The following is a 16,255-nucleotide window of genomic DNA, read 5'->3' as shown; positions in this document are numbered from 1 at the left end:
CTATTTGGGACGTAGGGAAATTAAACTCATATCTGTTGTCCAAAAAAATGCGAAGGGTTAGTATTTTATATCTCAAAGATTGCACTGCTACTAGACTAATCTTTTATATTCATCAGGTGTCAAAAAACCGATGCTTCCATAAATTCGTTTTCTTGCACCTAATGAAGTTCATTTCAGTATTAGAAAAGCAAGTCGCTAAATATGAATGCTTATGTACGAATTGATTATAATTAATCAACTCAATTCATACCAATATATGTAAAAAACCTAAATGATACTTTAGTTCCATAAGAACCTGTATTATGATTACCGCTTGAGGTCGATAGCAACCAATTTATAAAAATACCTTTATAAGAATAGAGTCACCCTCAGTAGAGAACAAACATTCTCATACAACACCAAATTGGTAACATAAAATGATTGAACCCCATAGAAAATTACACATATGTGTATGTCATTTCAATGGGGTTTCCTTTAAAAAAATTTAAACCCGGTGGAATTAGTCGAGTTTTTTCGACATTTTCGCTTAGGAAAATGACTAATATAATCAATTCAAAGTGAATACAATTTAACACCCTACAAAATCGGAGGGATATTATTGAAGGATAGAACTCTCTCACAATCATTGGGTGAAATTGACATTGGCGGAGTAAAATATCTACACAAATCATATGGGCAATTTGATTATTTAACGGATATTTCAGACAACGAAGTGAAAATTCATTTAAAATTTACGAAAAACCCCGAAAAAAGAACATATGCCAAAAATGCATTAAAAACCTTTTTCTTAGAGCTTATATAATAGTGAAACGGGTGTGTGGAAATGAAGCGGGTTTGGTGTCTTTATCGGGTGTCGAAAAAACAACAAGTCAGTGCAGATGAAGACATTCCCATGCAAAAAAATGCTTGCTACGAATTCGTAAAAAACAAACCCGATTGGACCATCACAAATGAATTGTACGAAAAAGGTGTATCTGGTTGGAAAAAATCATTAAATGAACGCGATGAAATGGCAATACTTAAAGAAGGCGCATTAAATAAAGAATTCGACGTATTATTAGTGTTCATGTTCGATCGTTTAGGCAGGCGAGAAGATGAAACACCTGTCATGGTCAATTTTTTAATTCAGAACGGTATTGAGGTCTGGTCTGTTAAAGAAGGACAAAGAAAAATTGAATCTCATGTTGATAAGCTCCTCAATTACATTAGCTTTTGGCAGTCAGATGGTGAAAGCCAAAAAACATCCATAAGGGTTAAAGAAGCAAAAAAGCAGCTGAGCGAACAAGGATATTTTCAAGGTGGAACTGCACCCCTTGGATACAAAATTATTGAAACCAATCAACAACATTGGAAGTATAAAGATCGTCGAATTAAAGAACTAGTACCGGATGAAGTAGAATCACAAATGATTAAGTTAATTTATCATTTATATGTGAATAAACTAATGGGTTATCGAAAAATTACAGATTATTTAAATGCACATGGGTTTCGAACAAGGGATGGAAAAGAGTTTGTCATAAGCACTATAAAGAGAATATTAGAAAATCCAATTTACATTGGACGAAAACGATATAAAACTGCTACTGGCGGCACTCAGCCATTTAACAACAAGCTACAAATCATTTCGGAAGAGCTTTATTATCAAGCCGAACAAATAAGAAATACAAGACGCAGTTGTATTAAAAAACAAGATAAAACAGGCATTCCAAGATCCGGAAAACTCTTATTTTCAGGGTTAGCCTATTGTAAATATTGTTGTTCTAAATTAACCACTAACTATCTTTATAGGACATCAAAAAGAAAAAATGGAACTTATAAAAATGTCATTTATCGATATCGATGCCCTTTAAACAAAGGAAGTTTACATTGCAATCACGAACAAAACATTTGGGGCGGAAAAAAATACGATACGCTCATTCTTAATAAAATAAAAGTAATCTTATCACATTTCGAATTACAATCCTTCCTTGATTCAAGTAAGAATATGAAATCTGAATTACTTAGGATAAAGGAGCGTAATATTCAAAATTTAAAGAAGGAGCTTTCCGATTTAGAAAAGCAACATAATCGATTAAAACTTGAAATTGGGAAAGCACTACTTGGTGAAAGCACTTTTACTCCTGAACAATTATCTGACGTGATTACTGAATTAGAAAAACAGATAGAGGAAAAATCGGCTCAAATTCAAACGCTAAATAAAGAATTAGTAAAAGAGCGCGAGAATTATTCAGACGTCAATTACTTGGCTAACAAATTAGAAAATTGGGAGCAAAAATTCAACGAAGCAGACGAACATCTAAAAAAAGCCATGCTCTCAAGAGTAATCAATAAAGTTTACTTAGGGAAAAATGAAATTGAAATTGAACTGAACATCTGGTTGTCGGATTATTTTGAGGGGAGATTTGATTAGAATGTTCTGATTGAAAAATTGAAAAACTTTATATAGCGCTAGGTTAACTGGCAATTCGGACTACTGAATAAATTATCAATCTATCATAATAACAAACATATCCAAAAAAACAACATATATATTAAATCGAGTAGGAGGGAGCGATTAACTCCCGTCCTCTCACACCACCGTACGTACGGTTCCGTATACGGCGGTTCAATTAAGATGATTGACGCAAGTCTTTATAACTTCCGTGAATAGCTGTTCTCTTTATGCCAGTGGTCACTCCACCCTCCAAGAGGTCTCCCACGGGATTCACCGCTTCCTTCCTCAAGTGAGGTACTACGTTTTCTGTGTTCATCATGACTCACTGAATGCCAAGGGCTATTCTCTCTTAATTGTTCGGTCCTTCTTAGTTGTTCTAGACCAACTAATACTATGACCTCTGCTGACTTCTGACGGTTCAGCTACTTATCACTAAGTAGGTTATGAAGCGAACTTCACCTATCCGCCAGACCTCCCCGGGTAAGTACATGCACTTTCACACCATCTATCCGCCTCATTTACTCGATATGACCTTCGACAGAAAGAGCTTTGTTTTGTTTGGCAAACTCACTCAATCATACCTAGCCTTATATGAGGTTCGTGTTCCTCGGACCGGTGTTTTGCCTCCAGCTTCCTTCAGATTCCGCGTCACCACGGACACCCTTGCTCTTGGCTAACCTCTACTTCTGTCTTCGGGGTTCGGGACTTACACCCTATAGTTCATGTACATGCCGGGCGCACCAAAAGCACAAAACATTTATAAAATCAATGTTTTGTGCTTTTGGCTATATTCTATATTCATAGTATAAAGTCGAAGATCACGCTTGTTCTCCTTGCAACAATAGTTTCCAATAATTTTCGATTCGTTTAAATGTTTCTTCAGAATGTTGTGAAACAAATTCTCTCGATAATTGATAATCTGCATCCATTGGTGAAATTCCTTTGATTACAAATGAAAGAAGTTGTTCTTTGATTTCTAATAATGTTGAGGCCAAGCTCTCTTCATCTTTTATTTGCTTATATAATTCTTCATAATTTTTGATTACCGATTGAATTTCTTCGTGGGTATAAATGGTTTTTCCTAATTTATTTGTCATAGACAAAAGTTGTGATTGCTCGGAAGTCCTTGGTGCATTAATCCACTTTATTTTTGCTCGTGCAGCATAAAATCGTTCCTCTTCAGACTGATATTCCATCACTTTTTTCGTATTGTGTTGAACATATTCTTGAATGAGTTGATCAAATCCAGCTTTTACATCGCCACTTAAAAACTTGTTACTAAAATATTCAAGGGCAGCAGTCGATGAAGCTAATTCAAGCTGTGCTTCATAAGATTGAAGTTGTTGCTTTTTTATCCCGAATAAATTGATACCTGTATATTTAGCAATACTATCAATTCCATCTGTGATATGTTGTAAGATTGATTCAATGTCTTTTACATTTTCATCGCTTAATGAATCAAAATATTTCGCTTCATGCAAATATTGACTAAAGATAAGCCATTGATCTTGAGGACGATAAGAAAAAAGATCGGAAGGATCTGCATTTTTTACGTTAATATCTTTTGAAAAAAATTCTTCCATTGTCATTCTCATAAGCCCTTGAACTTGTTTGAATTCATCGGAAAAAGTGATTTGATAGGCAGTGCCGTTTTTGATGACTTCAACTTGTTTACCAGCCATTACATTTGTAGTTTCAAATAATCGCTTTTCACGATTTCGTGCTGCAATGGCTCCGATATATCCAAGATCTATTTTCATGGGTTATCACCTCTCTTATTGCAAATAAGAAATGGATGGTAATGGCTCAATTCCACTTGCATAATAAAAATTCAGTACACTAAAGAAGTCAATTGATTTTCCAGTTGTTAAATCTACAATTAAGATATGATTACCATAATTAAAATCATCAATATCCAATCTACGTGGTGTAGTTTTTCCTAAAGTGTCAACAAATGAACTGTAATAGTATGGGTTTGTACCAGATTGATATTGTGACTCATGATATGTGAATAATGTCCCTACATTTAAATAGACCATCATTGCAAAATTAGAACTTGCATAATTAGAAGAATAAGTAATTGGATTTGAAATAGCGGATATTTTTATATCTGATAGAGAATGTGTTCTTTGAGAGTATCCTCCATTATATGAAAAATAATATTTTCTTTCCCAATTAAGCTGTTCGTTAGTGCCATTAACATTCAAAATATATTTACCATTTGAATAAAGAGAACCATCACTATATTTTGCAACAAATCTAGTAAGATCTTGTGTGACAAAAATAGCTTCACTGAAATTAGCAGGATTGGAAGCATTCATTTGAATAGTGTATGAATCTCCCAAAGTTCCTTCTGAAATCACTCCTAAAGCATAATCACCCGCAGGTAAATTTACTAGCATTAGTTCTTGTGGTAAAGTGGAAATTTGTGTTGGATAGGCGAGTCCATTTTCGTAATCTATTACATAAAGTCGTTATGTATAATTTTCGTTTTCAGATAATATTCTAGAGATTAGAATTTTATTAGATGTTGGACTAAAGAAATATAAATCTAACGGGTTATTTTCTGTTAAAGTACCTTGTGTATTTAAGATTAATCCTTCTACATCATAGTAGGATTGAAGTTTGATTTTATTATTGTTTTTAATTTTTATAGCTTCATTTTCATCAATTTGTATCTCTGGTTTTATATTTTCTTTATTAATATCTACTATTAATGATTCTTTTGTAAACTGCATATTATTTTGGGATTCAATGATGGAATTCATATTTTGATCAAGTAAAAATTCTTTCGCATAGCTTCTCTCAAATCCAATCGCCATTAAAATAAAAATTACAGTAAAAGCCAAAAACAATATTTTGCCTTGTTTTCCAAAGAATGAATTCATTTGTACATTCCTCCTCCAAAATAATAGTTCATTATAATTATCGGATTTTAAAATCAACTCTTTACTAATTTGTGTAAAATTAAGTATATTATGGTTAATCACAAAAATTTTAGGATAATAAAATCAATGCCCTTTTCCAATCGCAATCGAAGGAACAAATGAGCATCGTTTCAGTAACGTTTTGAGACGATAGGTAGTGTTTTTTGTACACTCATGCAAAGGCTGTTGCAATATTGGCAAATTCAATGTTTTGGATTAAATTCAGATCCTTATGTGGATTGATTCCGTGTTTTTTAAGAACAAATTCTCCAACCATTTGCGGCATACCACCTTTACGTTGGCCAAGGAAAGTAGAACCTTTCAACATATCCCATGAAAATTCATCAATTTTCTCTCTAGACACTAAAAACGTACCATCTGTTTGAGTTAATTGAGCAAAGTTTTTTATCGGATCGTTAGCACCTTGAGCTGTCACATATATAGAAGTTTCAGCCCCTACAAGGGCAATATCTATCCCATCAGAAAGAAGTGCAGTCATTGTTTTATCCCCACCAGGGATAGTAGACAACTCTATTTCCAATCCTTCTTCTTCAAAATATCCATTGGAAATCGCAACGTATTGTGGTGCATAGAAAATCGAACGCGTTACTTCCCCTACTTTCACTTTTGTCATCTCTTTTTCTCCACAAGCAGCAAGGATAACCATTACCGCTGCCAGCAAGACAACAAGACTAATTTTCCACCATTTCATCCCTCTTACCTCCTTATTTCGTAGTTCTTTCAATTATCAAGAGTAGGTTATGCGAAGGAGAAAAGATGTGTGATTACCTAAAGATGGGAGAAAAATTCAATTTTGAGCGGATATTTTCTCCTCTTGAGAGGATAGCACACCGATTTGTGTAGATACGCTCCTTGCTTGTGCGAATACTCTCTTCACTCGTATAGATAGTACACCAGCTCGTGCGGATACTCTCTCTGCTCGTGAAAATATCCTCTCCTCTCGTACAAATAGCATACTCTGGTAGATACTCTCTCCCCCACACATAGAAATTCCTTATTTCTGTGAAATCTCTAACTACTTATAATGTTTAACATTTACTCTATTTACCAAAAAAGAGCGAATTGGGAAAACACAATGTTTTCTCAATTCGCTCTTCATCTAAGCTCATTTTTTCTGTGACGTGACAGGGATTCTTCTATTACTTAAAAGACACTGCTACTTGCAAATTCATTCATAGGAATTGTAATTGAATAGCGATAGGATCCCTAATCAATAATAAACTACCTAATATTCTAATGCATCTGGAATCACATTTTTCCACATACAAATTAAGCTTCTTGTTCTTCCTTCTTCTCTCGCCATAAACGAATTTTATAAAGAATTAATACAAGTGCTGCAACAATTAATCCTTCAATCATTGGCAAGAAAATCGCGAAGAATGTCAGAAGAATACAACCTAAAAATAGGAAAATATAAATAATTATATTTTTACCTAAACTAAGTTTTTTCGCAAAGCCGAGTTTATACACGATTGCAGATAAGATGAAAACTAAGAAAAAGATAATATATCCTGCAGTTGTATTGCTTGGAGCACTTTCGTAAACATAACGAGTAATCGGTGACATGCGATTAAACACTCGTTCTGTATCACTAAGTACTGGTGCAGACGCTAATATCAAACTGAAAAGCTTCAATTCGAACAACACCTTTCATACTTTAAAAGAAAGAATTATACTTGTTCAGCGTATTTTTTCTTTTTCGCTACTTTTTCTCTTTCGTTTTTATCTAATATTTGTTTACGTAAACGAATCGATTCTGGTGTTACTTCTAAGTATTCATCATCGTTTAAAAATTCCAATGCTTCTTCCAACGTTAAAATGCGTGGTTTTTTAATCACTGCTGTTTGATCTTTTGTTGCGGAGCGGATATTTGTTTTTTGCTTTTGTTTTGTAATATTCACAGCAAGGTCATTATCTCGGTTATTTTCTCCAACAATCATGCCTTCGTAGATTTCTGTTCCGGGCTCTACAAATAGAGTACCACGATCTTCAATTTGCATCATCCCATAAGTCGTTGCTTTTCCTGTCTCCATTGAAACCAGCGCTCCATTATGGCGTCCGCCAACACGACCAGGAACAACCGGTTGATAGCTATCAAATGAATGGTTAATAATACCGTACCCTTTTGTAATGGACATAAATTCCGTTGTATATCCAATTAGTCCTCGAGAAGGCACCATGAAAATTAGACGTGTTTGTCCATTTCCGTTATTTGTCATATCCATCATTTCGCCTTTACGATGTCCTAATGATTCAATGACTGTACCCACGTATTCTTCAGGAACATCCACTTGTACTCTCTCTACTGGTTCACATTTGACACCATCGATTTCTTTAATGATTACTTGCGGTTTCGATACTTGTAATTCATATCCTTCACGGCGCATGTTTTCAATTAAAATTGATAAATGCAACTCCCCACGGCCAGAAACGATCCATGCATCTGGAGAATCCGTATCTTCTACACGTAAAGAAACGTCTGTTTCTAATTGTTGTTTTAACCGTTCTTCTAGTTTTCGAGCCGTCACAAATTTCCCTTCTCGACCTGCAAATGGAGAATTATTTACAAGGAAAGTCATTTGCAATGTTGGTTCATCAATGTGAAGCGGTGGCAATGCGTCTTGATGATCAATCGGACATACCGTTTCTCCGACGTTAATCTCTTCCATTCCTGACACTGCAACAATATCTCCAGCGCTCGCAGATTCAATTTCTTCTCGTTTCAATCCTGAATAACCTAATAATTTCGTAACTCGATATTGCTTTACACTGCCGTCTAATTTCATTAGTGCAACTGATTGGCCAACATGAATTTTTCCTCGGAATATACGGCCTACCCCAATTCGGCCTACGTAATCATTATAATCGAGCATCGTTACTTGGAACTGTAAAGGCTCTTCTGAATTATCAACTGGTGCTGGGATGTGATCTAAAATTGTATCAAATAAACATTGCATATTTTCTTCTTGATTTGCTGGGTCCGGATCAAGACTTGCTGTACCATTGACTGCAGAAGCATATACGACAGGGAAATCTAATTGATTTTCATCGGCACCTAATTCAATTAATAAATCTAATACTTCATCTACGACTTCAAGAGGGCGGGCAGAATCTTTATCAATTTTATTCACCACAACGATTGGCGTTAACTTTTGTTCTAATGCTTTTTTCAAAACGAAGCGAGTTTGAGGCATACATCCTTCAAACGCATCAACAACAAGTAAAACTCCGTCAACCATTCTTAAAATTCGCTCTACTTCGCCGCCGAAATCCGCGTGTCCTGGAGTATCTAAAATATTGATTTTTGTACCTTTATAGTGAACGGCTGTATTTTTTGCTAAAATAGTAATGCCGCGTTCACGCTCTATATCATTCGAGTCCATTACTCGTTCTTCTACATGTTCATTTATTCGAAAAGTTCCAGATTGTTTTAATAATTGATCCACTAATGTTGTTTTTCCGTGGTCAACGTGTGCGATGATTGCAATATTGCGAATATCTTCACGTAATTTCGTCATATTTCCACTCCAATTTCTTTGTTCATAAGATTAACTGTGTTATTATATCACAAGACCGTAAAAAATTGTCCTTTTCTGAAATATTACATTTTTTTAACATTCGGAACATTAAAGGGGGCGCTATGCATGAATAAAGCGAAAATCGTGATGTTTATATTTTCCTTAGCCGCACTTTTGTCAATGATCTCCATCGGTTATGCAATTGCTACGGAAAGCGTTGTAACAATCATTGCAAGTATCATTGCATTATGTGCTGTCATGGGACTTGGATTTCGCATGAAAAAAAAGTTTCGAGAAAAGGGGCTTTTATAAAATAAATGGCCTGACTAAAAAGTTTTGCACTTTTTGGTCAGGCTTAACTATTTTTTATAGTTCTTTCTCTGCTATGGTCACATCAATTGCGTCTCCTCGTCGAATTTATCAGCGACGAAAGCGATAGCGGCAGTCGTAATTAACGCTCATTCTTTTTGTTACCTCAATATCCTATTTTAATTCGATAAATTCATCTAACAACTTTTGATGAATGGATGGATTTGCAATTAAAAATGTATCATTGGACAATAAATTGAATGGTTCACCTTTTAAATTTGTTACAACGGCTCCTACCTCTTGTGCAATCACCATTCCTCCACCAATATCCCATGGCGCTAATCGCATTGATAGATAAGCATCAAGTTTCCCAGTAACAACTAAAGCGATTTCCATGGCAGCAGAGCCATAAGATCGAGTTCCTCTAACCGTTCGAATGAGATTGGCGATTTTTTCATGATTGATTTTTCCATTTTGAATCACCCAACTTGAATTGATGCCAATAATCGCTTCTTCAATTGTCAAAGGTTCTAATTTGCGAATTGGATGATGGTCAATATACGCTCCTTCTCCTCGTATTGCATATATCAGCTCATTCCGCATGACGTCATATAAATATCCTAGCTTCCCTACTCCATCAACAAAAAAACCAACTGTAATCATGAAATTGCGATGTTGTTTAATAAAGTTCATTGTGCCATCAATCGGGTCAATAATCCAAATGGGGCCATCAAGTGTGACGATTTTGTCGCCCAACCCTTCTTCTCCCATAATTTTATGGGATGGATCTAATTCTTTTATTTTCTTTACAAAAAATTGCTCGATTTGACAATCAATATTTGTCACTAAGTCATTCGCATCTGTCTTCGTTTCTATAATCAATTCCTTCGAAAAGGATTCTCGTATTTGTTCGCCAGCATCATAAATCAATTTTATCGCAAATTCATTTATTTTTTGTAAATCCATTCCACTAACCCTACCTTCTTTATCAGCAATCGAATTCTTCTATTCTAGTATATTATTTACAAAATTCAGAAATTTACTTCGGATAAAATAAACGAAATATTCTAATACTTTAACATTTTAACATGAATTCTTCAAATGGACCCCTGTTTATTTTAGTTGTATATTTCATGTAAAGTCTTTATTTTTTTCATTTTCAAATTGTTATTATATACTTTTTGAGAAGGAAAGAGGGATAGCAGGGAGTAATTTTTTCAAAAATATTAAGGAGTTATATTTTCAAAATAAAAAATCACTTGCTCTACAAATGAAAGCAAGTGACTTTAATGGAAGGGAAAATGTTTACGCATATGCGTGCAGACCATTTAGCTCATCCTGAATTTCTTTTAAACGTTTTTTACATCTTTCCATTTCTTTCGTATCGTTTTCCTGCATCGCGGAATATAAGGAAGCCAACTCATAATCTAATTCTAACCGTAAAACATGTTCATATTGCTTTTCAATATCGACTTTGCGGATGATCTTAACCATTTGTTTCATGAACATCACTTTCCTTTCCCAATTATTTTTTGTCAAAAGGATAAATGCTATTGTTACAAGATTTTTCCCAAAAAACGTGAAAAATAAACATTTGATTCAAAAAGGAGGAAAACAAATCATGGTCGATATAAAATGGACAAATTCCGATTTCAATGTCTTTACCATTGACGGCTTAGATCATCGGATGGATGCACTAAAAACCATCGTACGTCCAAAATTCGAAGCATTAGGTAACCATTTTGCCGGTTATTTCAGCGCTAAAACTGGAGATGAATTTTTTGCCCATATAGCAAAACATGCAAGAAGAACAGTCAATCCGCCTAACGATTCATGGGTAGCATTTGCACCTTACAAACGAGGTTACAAATCACTTCCTCATTTTCAAATTGGGCTTACGTACACCCATTTATTCATTATTGTTGCAATTATTTATGAAGCCCCACAAAAATCTGCCATGGCAGATCGTCTATTAAATTCAATTGATGTTTTTTACGAATTGCCAGATGATTTTATTATTTCAGGGGATCATACATCTTTAGAAGCTATTCCGCTAAAAGAAGCATTGAACGGTCAATTGAATGAACTTCTTATTCGTTTAAGAGACGTCAAAAAAGGAGAATTTTTAGTTGGGCGTCATATTCCTCGGGAACAATGCATAAATCTATCTTCGGAAGAGTTTTTAAAAGTCGCTGAAAATACTTTTGAAGCCCTTTTCCCAATTTACGATATCATCGTTGGGAAAAATTAGGATTTCCAATCGGATATATTTACAGATATAATTTCCTATTTTGAGGAAAAGTCGATTTTCTGCTATATGTTGTATAATTAATATGCTCAGGACGACTTTAATCATTACATTTTTCTTCCGCTTTTTTTCATCAAATTCATTTATAAACTCCATTAATAATTCATATATTGATGTTTGGGAAAGGAAGAGGTTGAGACAAATCTAAAAAAAACATCATTTTCTCCAAGGAGAAAATGATGTTTTTTTGATATGTTATTAAAATTGATTTCCGTTCCAGGGACGCTTTCCGCGGGCCCGGATCGAGCCTCCTCTGATTCAATCCTTCGCTCCTGCGGTGTCTCGAGAGGGCTCGTCGCAGGAAAGCTTTGAATTTACTTCCTTGAACTTGCTCCGCTTTGCGACTAAGCGTGCGCGACAGAAACTTGCCCCGTCACTACAATCATTTTTTCGTTATATCAATTTTTTATCAAAACTCTTTCAACTGTCCCTTTATTTTTTGTTTATGTCCCTGCCTCTGTTGTCTTTATCTTCGTTTTTTTTGTGATTCAAGTACAATTGTTTCCCCATTTTCCAGTTTTCTTGCCTGTTTCACTACCGGGTAACTAGCATATCCACTGACCTCTTCAAATTCACGAAACAGTGTTTTTTCTTCTGCTTTCGATGGAACGATTTCTTTAAAACGCCGATACTTTTCTAACATCACTTCTCTTTTAATGCCTTTTTCATATGCTTGTTCAATTCCTTCAAAAAATTTTACTACCGTGATAATTTCTTCCGTTGTCCAATCCGGCGAAATAGGATACGCATATTCCATTGACAGTACCTCTCTTTTTTCTCTTTATCTTCCCCACTTTAATCGAATTTCTTCCGCTTCCCGGATCATTCGATCAATCAGTTCTTTTACGGTTGGTACATCTTTTATTAAACCAGTTACTTGTCCTGCCCAACCGAATCCGTTCTTTGCATCTCCATCGTAAATGAAGCGTTTATTGGCCTTTCCGCTTATGTATTCTTTTAACGCTTCATAAGTAGGGGTTTCCTTTTCAATTTCCAAAATTTTTTCAGTAAATTCACTTTTTAATGCGCGAGCTGGAGTTCCTAATGAGCGTTTGATAACCGTAGTATCTGTTTCTGTACTGTTGATTAGCGCGTCGATATAGGCAGGTGATGCATGCACACACTCTTTTGTCGCAATGAATCGTGTCCCCATTTCGATTCCTTCTGCCCCAAGGGACAATGCTGCCATCAAACCACGGCCATCCCCAATTCCCCCAGAAGCAATTACTGGGATTGAGACGCTATCTACTACTTGCGGAACGAGCACCATTGTCCCCACATCATCTCGACCTAAATGCCCTCCACCTTCTTGTCCTACAACCATCACTGCGTCCGCACCAAGTTCTTCAGCTTTTTGTGCTTGACGGCGTGCCGCTACTAATACTAACTTTTTCACATCAACACCTTCAAGTAATTTGAACATCGGTGCTGGATTTCCTCCAGTCATCGATATAACGGGCACTTTTTCTTCAATGGCTACTTCCATCATTGGCTCATATCCTTTCCCGTAATTGCCAAAAGCAAAATTGACGCCGAAAGGTTTATCCGTTTTCTCTTTCGTTTTTCGAATTTCTTCTCTTAATTGTTCTGGTGTTTCTAAACTGAGAGCAGTAATTTGTCCAAGTCCACCAGCATTAGATACGGCTGCAGCTAAATCTGAGTATGCTAAATAAGCTAAGCCACCTTGTATGATTGGATATTGTATTCCTAATAATTTCGTTACTCTTGTATCCCAATTCAACATTTACATCCCCTTTTCATCATAATTATTTATATAGTTCTTCAATAAAACTTGAATTTCCTTTAATTTTTTATAGCATGTGTAGCCTATAGATGCTATAATTTCTTTGTTTTGAATATTAATTAAAAGCGAGGTGGTACCTGCGTTGTCACAGTTAGAAACTCCTTTGTTCGACGCATTGCTAAAACATCGAAACAGACATCCAATCCAATTCCATATTCCCGGACATAAAAAGGGACAAGGAATGGATCCTGCGTTTCGAGAATTCGTCGGAGACAACGTTTTATCAATTGATTTAATCAATATTGCTCCACTAGATGATTTACATTCACCAAAGGCTGCTATTAAAGAAGCTCAAGAACTTGCTGCACAAGCTTTTGGTGCTGATTATACATTTTTCTCTGTTCAAGGAACTAGTGGTGCTATCATGGCGATGATTATGTCTGTCGTCGGTCCAGGAGATAAAATTTTGGTACCACGAAATGTTCATAAATCAACAATGTCAGCGATTATTCTTTCAGGTGCTATTCCGATATTTATTTATCCTGAAGTGGATGAAGAATTCGGTATCACCCATGGAATCTCAGCAGAATCCGTTGAAAAAGCAATCGAAACATATCCTGATGCAAAGGCTGTACTTGTCATTAATCCAACATATTTTGGTTTTGCTGCTGATTTAAAACGCATTGTGGATATCGCACATACTTCAAATATACCAGTAATCGTTGATGAGGCCCATGGCATTCATTTAAAATTCCATGATGAACTACCAATCTCAGCAATGGAAGCTGGTGCAGACATGGCCGCAACAAGCGTACATAAGCTGGGAGGGTCTTTAACGCAAAGTTCTGTATTAAACGTACGAGAAGGTCTTGTGAGCGTAAGTCGAGTTCAATCAGTGTTATCAATGTTGCAAACGACTTCCACTTCATATCCGCTATTAGCATCCCTCGACTGTGCTAGAAGACAATTAGCAGTTCATGGATATGATTTAATTGACCAAGCCATTCGCCTGGCAAAAGAAGCAAGAAAACGAATTAACAAAATTCCTCACTTAAAAGTTGCTGGAAGAGAAAAATTGCATTCTTCTGCTACATTCGATATGGATCAGACAAAATTGTTAATCAGCGTAAAAGATTTAGGAATTACAGGTCATCAAGCGGAGGAATGGCTTCGTCAAAATGCGAATATTGAAGTAGAGCTATCTGACCTATACAACATCCTTTGTCTTGTAACATTAGGCGATACAAAAAAAGAAATTAATTTGCTAATTAACGCGCTCCAACGTATGTCTCAAACCTTTGATTCTGAAGCTTGCGTGAAAGAAACAGAAGTCAATGTACCGGACATTCCTGCTCTTGCCATGACACCAAGAGATGCCTTTTATTCCAGTACGGAAGTAATTCCTTTTAAAGATTCCGCTGGTTATATTTGTGCTGAATTTATTATGGTATATCCTCCAGGCATTCCAATCTTTATTCCTGGGGAAGTCATTACAGAAGAAAATATAAAGTATATTCAAATGAATATTGAAGCAGGATTGCCGGTCCAAGGTCCAGAAGATGCGAGCCTACAAACCATTCGGGTTATTAAAGAACGCAAACCGATATATTAGTATGCATTAAAAGATGAAAGCATTCTAGAATCTACTAGAATGCTTTTTTACATAAAAATATATGCAAATATTGGACATAAAATCGCACCAATTACCGCACTAAGCCCCAAAGATAATGAGCCAATCGACAAATCCAGTTCACTATAATCCACAAGCTTAGACGTTCCAACTCCGTGACTAGCGCTCCCCATCGCAATTCCACGACTAATGGATGATTCAATTTTCCCAATGGAAAACACAACAGAACCAAGTAACGCTCCTGTAAATCCTGCAATCATTACCAATACGGCAGTAAGAGGTGGGATCCCGCCAATTGTTTCACTCACTTGCATTGCTACAGGTGTCGTAATGGATTTTGGTAAAGCTGTTAATATTAATTCTTTATCTAATTTAAAAATAACAAGCAAAGTATAAATACTAATTAAACCACTCACCATGGCTATCAAGATACCAGATAGAATCGTATATTTATATTTCAACACCATTTCCCACTGATTGTATAAAGGATAAGCTAATGCCACAACTGCTGGACCCAGCAAATGTTGTAAATAACGTCCGCCTTCCATATACACTTCGTAAGGAATATTCAATAAAAGCAGTCCTGCAATAATAATAATCGACGAAGTTAAAATTGGCATGAAAAACTGATAAGGGAATCGTTTATGTAATTTCACCATTAATAAAAATATGATAACGGTGCTAATGATGGATATACTTGCTTGCATGATCCATTTCTCCCTTCTCCTTCTTCTCTTTCATTGCTAGCTCTTTTTTCTCAATCCATTGACAGATTAAACTTGTTGTGATTAGTACAAATAGTGTACTAACAATAACGGATGCCATTAATAATGAGCCAGACAAGGAGAAAAGCTCAGGATAATTAATTATGCCAATCATCGGTGGAATAAAGAACAACATCATAAAACCAATTAAAAAGGATGCACCATCTTTTATATAATCTACTTTTATCCATTTTAATTGCAAGCATATAAATAAAAGCATTAACCCTATAACACTAGCTGGCAATGGTAGTTTTGTTAAATTACCAATTAATACACCAGCATAATAAAAAATATACAGAATCAAAATTTGAGCGATTATCCGAACGACTCTCATAGAATCATTAGAAAAAGGAAATCCTTTTTCTAAACTCACCTCCGTATCCGTTATTATATACATGTGACAAAGTAATGTCTATTCTTTTAAATTTATAAAAATCAAAACTATCTAAATATTGAAGGTAAATTCTTAATTTATGAGGATGAATTCTCGAATAAACGGATAAATGCATTTTTACAATGAAGGAGCTGGCATCATTTTTTTGATGTAATTGCTCCATTAAATAAGAATCTCCTTCTTTTGTAGATAACACTCTAGCTTGT

Annotated in this window: 17 protein-coding genes and 1 pseudogene; 5 read left to right on the top strand and 13 right to left on the bottom strand. The window is 35.4% G+C overall.

All coding sequences use genetic code 11. The features are described from left to right. Nucleotides 1–598: 598 nt before the first annotated feature. Nucleotides 599–802 carry a hypothetical protein gene (locus tag UtA1_RS07450; protein WP_016837553.1) on the top strand — a complete coding sequence of 68 codons (204 nt, stop codon included), beginning with the start codon at nt 599–601 and terminating at the stop codon, nt 800–802. 21 nt (nt 803–823) lie between these two features. Then, the gene (locus UtA1_RS07445) at nt 824–2,410 is read left to right on the top strand and encodes a recombinase family protein (RefSeq protein ID WP_096550569.1); all 1,587 of its coding nucleotides are present in this window, start codon (nt 824–826) and stop codon (nt 2,408–2,410) included. 199 nt (nt 2,411–2,609) lie between these two features. Here the strand turns inward: UtA1_RS07445 and UtA1_RS17110 are convergent, their stop codons facing one another. The 7 genes and pseudogenes from UtA1_RS17110 to typA form a co-directional block, all read right to left on the bottom strand. After that, entirely contained in the window at nt 2,610–2,753 is a 144-nt protein-coding gene (locus UtA1_RS17110; RefSeq protein WP_172597779.1) for a hypothetical protein, read from the bottom strand. A 499-nt stretch (nt 2,754–3,252) separates the two neighbouring features. Continuing rightward, nucleotides 3,253–4,194 (bottom strand): hypothetical protein, encoded by a 942-nt coding sequence (locus tag UtA1_RS07440; RefSeq protein ID WP_096550568.1) that lies wholly within the window; start codon nt 4,192–4,194, stop codon nt 3,253–3,255. A gap of 15 nt (nt 4,195–4,209) precedes the next feature. Then, nucleotides 4,210–4,836, bottom strand: a complete 627-nt coding sequence (locus UtA1_RS07435; protein ID WP_096550567.1) for a hypothetical protein — start codon at nt 4,834–4,836, stop codon at nt 4,210–4,212. A gap of 72 nt (nt 4,837–4,908) precedes the next feature. Next, nucleotides 4,909–5,322, bottom strand: coding sequence for a hypothetical protein (locus UtA1_RS07430; RefSeq protein WP_096550566.1), 414 nt, complete (start codon nt 5,320–5,322; stop codon nt 4,909–4,911). 214 nt (nt 5,323–5,536) lie between these two features. Further along, nucleotides 5,537–6,028, bottom strand: a pseudogene (locus UtA1_RS07425) (ABC transporter substrate-binding protein); the annotation flags it as partial. 623 nt (nt 6,029–6,651) lie between these two features. After that, the gene (locus UtA1_RS07420; RefSeq protein WP_016837559.1) at nt 6,652–7,017 is read right to left on the bottom strand and encodes a YlaH-like family protein; all 366 of its coding nucleotides are present in this window, start codon (nt 7,015–7,017) and stop codon (nt 6,652–6,654) included. Between the two features lie 35 nt (nt 7,018–7,052). After that, complete coding sequence (gene typA / locus UtA1_RS07415; protein WP_096550563.1) at nt 7,053–8,900, bottom strand: translational GTPase TypA; 1,848 nt, start codon at nt 8,898–8,900, stop codon at nt 7,053–7,055. Between the two features lie 126 nt (nt 8,901–9,026). On the opposite strand from typA, the gene UtA1_RS07410 reads away from it, so the two are divergent. Continuing rightward, nucleotides 9,027–9,212 carry a DUF5325 family protein gene (locus tag UtA1_RS07410; protein ID WP_016837561.1) on the top strand — a complete coding sequence of 62 codons (186 nt, stop codon included), beginning with the start codon at nt 9,027–9,029 and terminating at the stop codon, nt 9,210–9,212. 171 nt (nt 9,213–9,383) lie between these two features. On the opposite strand, the gene UtA1_RS07405 is transcribed toward UtA1_RS07410, so the two are convergent. Both UtA1_RS07405 and UtA1_RS07400 read right to left on the bottom strand, forming a co-directional pair. Next, nucleotides 9,384–10,175 carry an inositol monophosphatase family protein gene (locus UtA1_RS07405; RefSeq protein ID WP_096550562.1) on the bottom strand — a complete coding sequence of 264 codons (792 nt, stop codon included), beginning with the start codon at nt 10,173–10,175 and terminating at the stop codon, nt 9,384–9,386. A gap of 339 nt (nt 10,176–10,514) precedes the next feature. Then, complete coding sequence (locus UtA1_RS07400; RefSeq protein WP_016837563.1) at nt 10,515–10,712, bottom strand: hypothetical protein; 198 nt, start codon at nt 10,710–10,712, stop codon at nt 10,515–10,517. Between the two features lie 118 nt (nt 10,713–10,830). On the opposite strand from UtA1_RS07400, the gene UtA1_RS07395 reads away from it, so the two are divergent. Then, complete coding sequence (locus UtA1_RS07395; protein WP_096552451.1) at nt 10,831–11,460, top strand: YktB family protein; 630 nt, start codon at nt 10,831–10,833, stop codon at nt 11,458–11,460. A gap of 523 nt (nt 11,461–11,983) precedes the next feature. On the opposite strand, the gene UtA1_RS07390 is transcribed toward UtA1_RS07395, so the two are convergent. Further along, entirely contained in the window at nt 11,984–12,274 is a 291-nt protein-coding gene (locus UtA1_RS07390; RefSeq protein WP_016837565.1) for a UPF0223 family protein, read from the bottom strand. 24 nt (nt 12,275–12,298) lie between these two features. Beyond that, the gene (locus tag UtA1_RS07385; RefSeq protein WP_096552449.1) at nt 12,299–13,258 is read right to left on the bottom strand and encodes an NAD(P)H-dependent flavin oxidoreductase; all 960 of its coding nucleotides are present in this window, start codon (nt 13,256–13,258) and stop codon (nt 12,299–12,301) included. A gap of 145 nt (nt 13,259–13,403) precedes the next feature. On the opposite strand from UtA1_RS07385, the gene UtA1_RS07380 reads away from it, so the two are divergent. Next, entirely contained in the window at nt 13,404–14,873 is a 1,470-nt protein-coding gene (locus tag UtA1_RS07380; protein WP_016837567.1) for an aminotransferase class I/II-fold pyridoxal phosphate-dependent enzyme, read from the top strand. Between the two features lie 47 nt (nt 14,874–14,920). On the opposite strand, the gene UtA1_RS07375 is transcribed toward UtA1_RS07380, so the two are convergent. Next, complete coding sequence (locus UtA1_RS07375) at nt 14,921–15,598, bottom strand: LrgB family protein (protein WP_016837568.1); 678 nt, start codon at nt 15,596–15,598, stop codon at nt 14,921–14,923. After that, nucleotides 15,573–16,028 (bottom strand): CidA/LrgA family protein, encoded by a 456-nt coding sequence (locus tag UtA1_RS07370; RefSeq protein ID WP_096550561.1) that lies wholly within the window; start codon nt 16,026–16,028, stop codon nt 15,573–15,575. Before UtA1_RS07370 ends, UtA1_RS07375 begins: the two co-directional genes overlap by 26 nt. Between the last annotated feature and the right edge of the window lie 227 nt (nt 16,029–16,255).

Source organism: Ureibacillus thermosphaericus (genome assembly GCF_002370195.2).
GTDB lineage: Bacteria > Bacillota > Bacilli > Bacillales_A > Planococcaceae > Ureibacillus > Ureibacillus thermosphaericus.
This window is presented reverse-complemented; position numbering and strand designations above follow the sequence as displayed.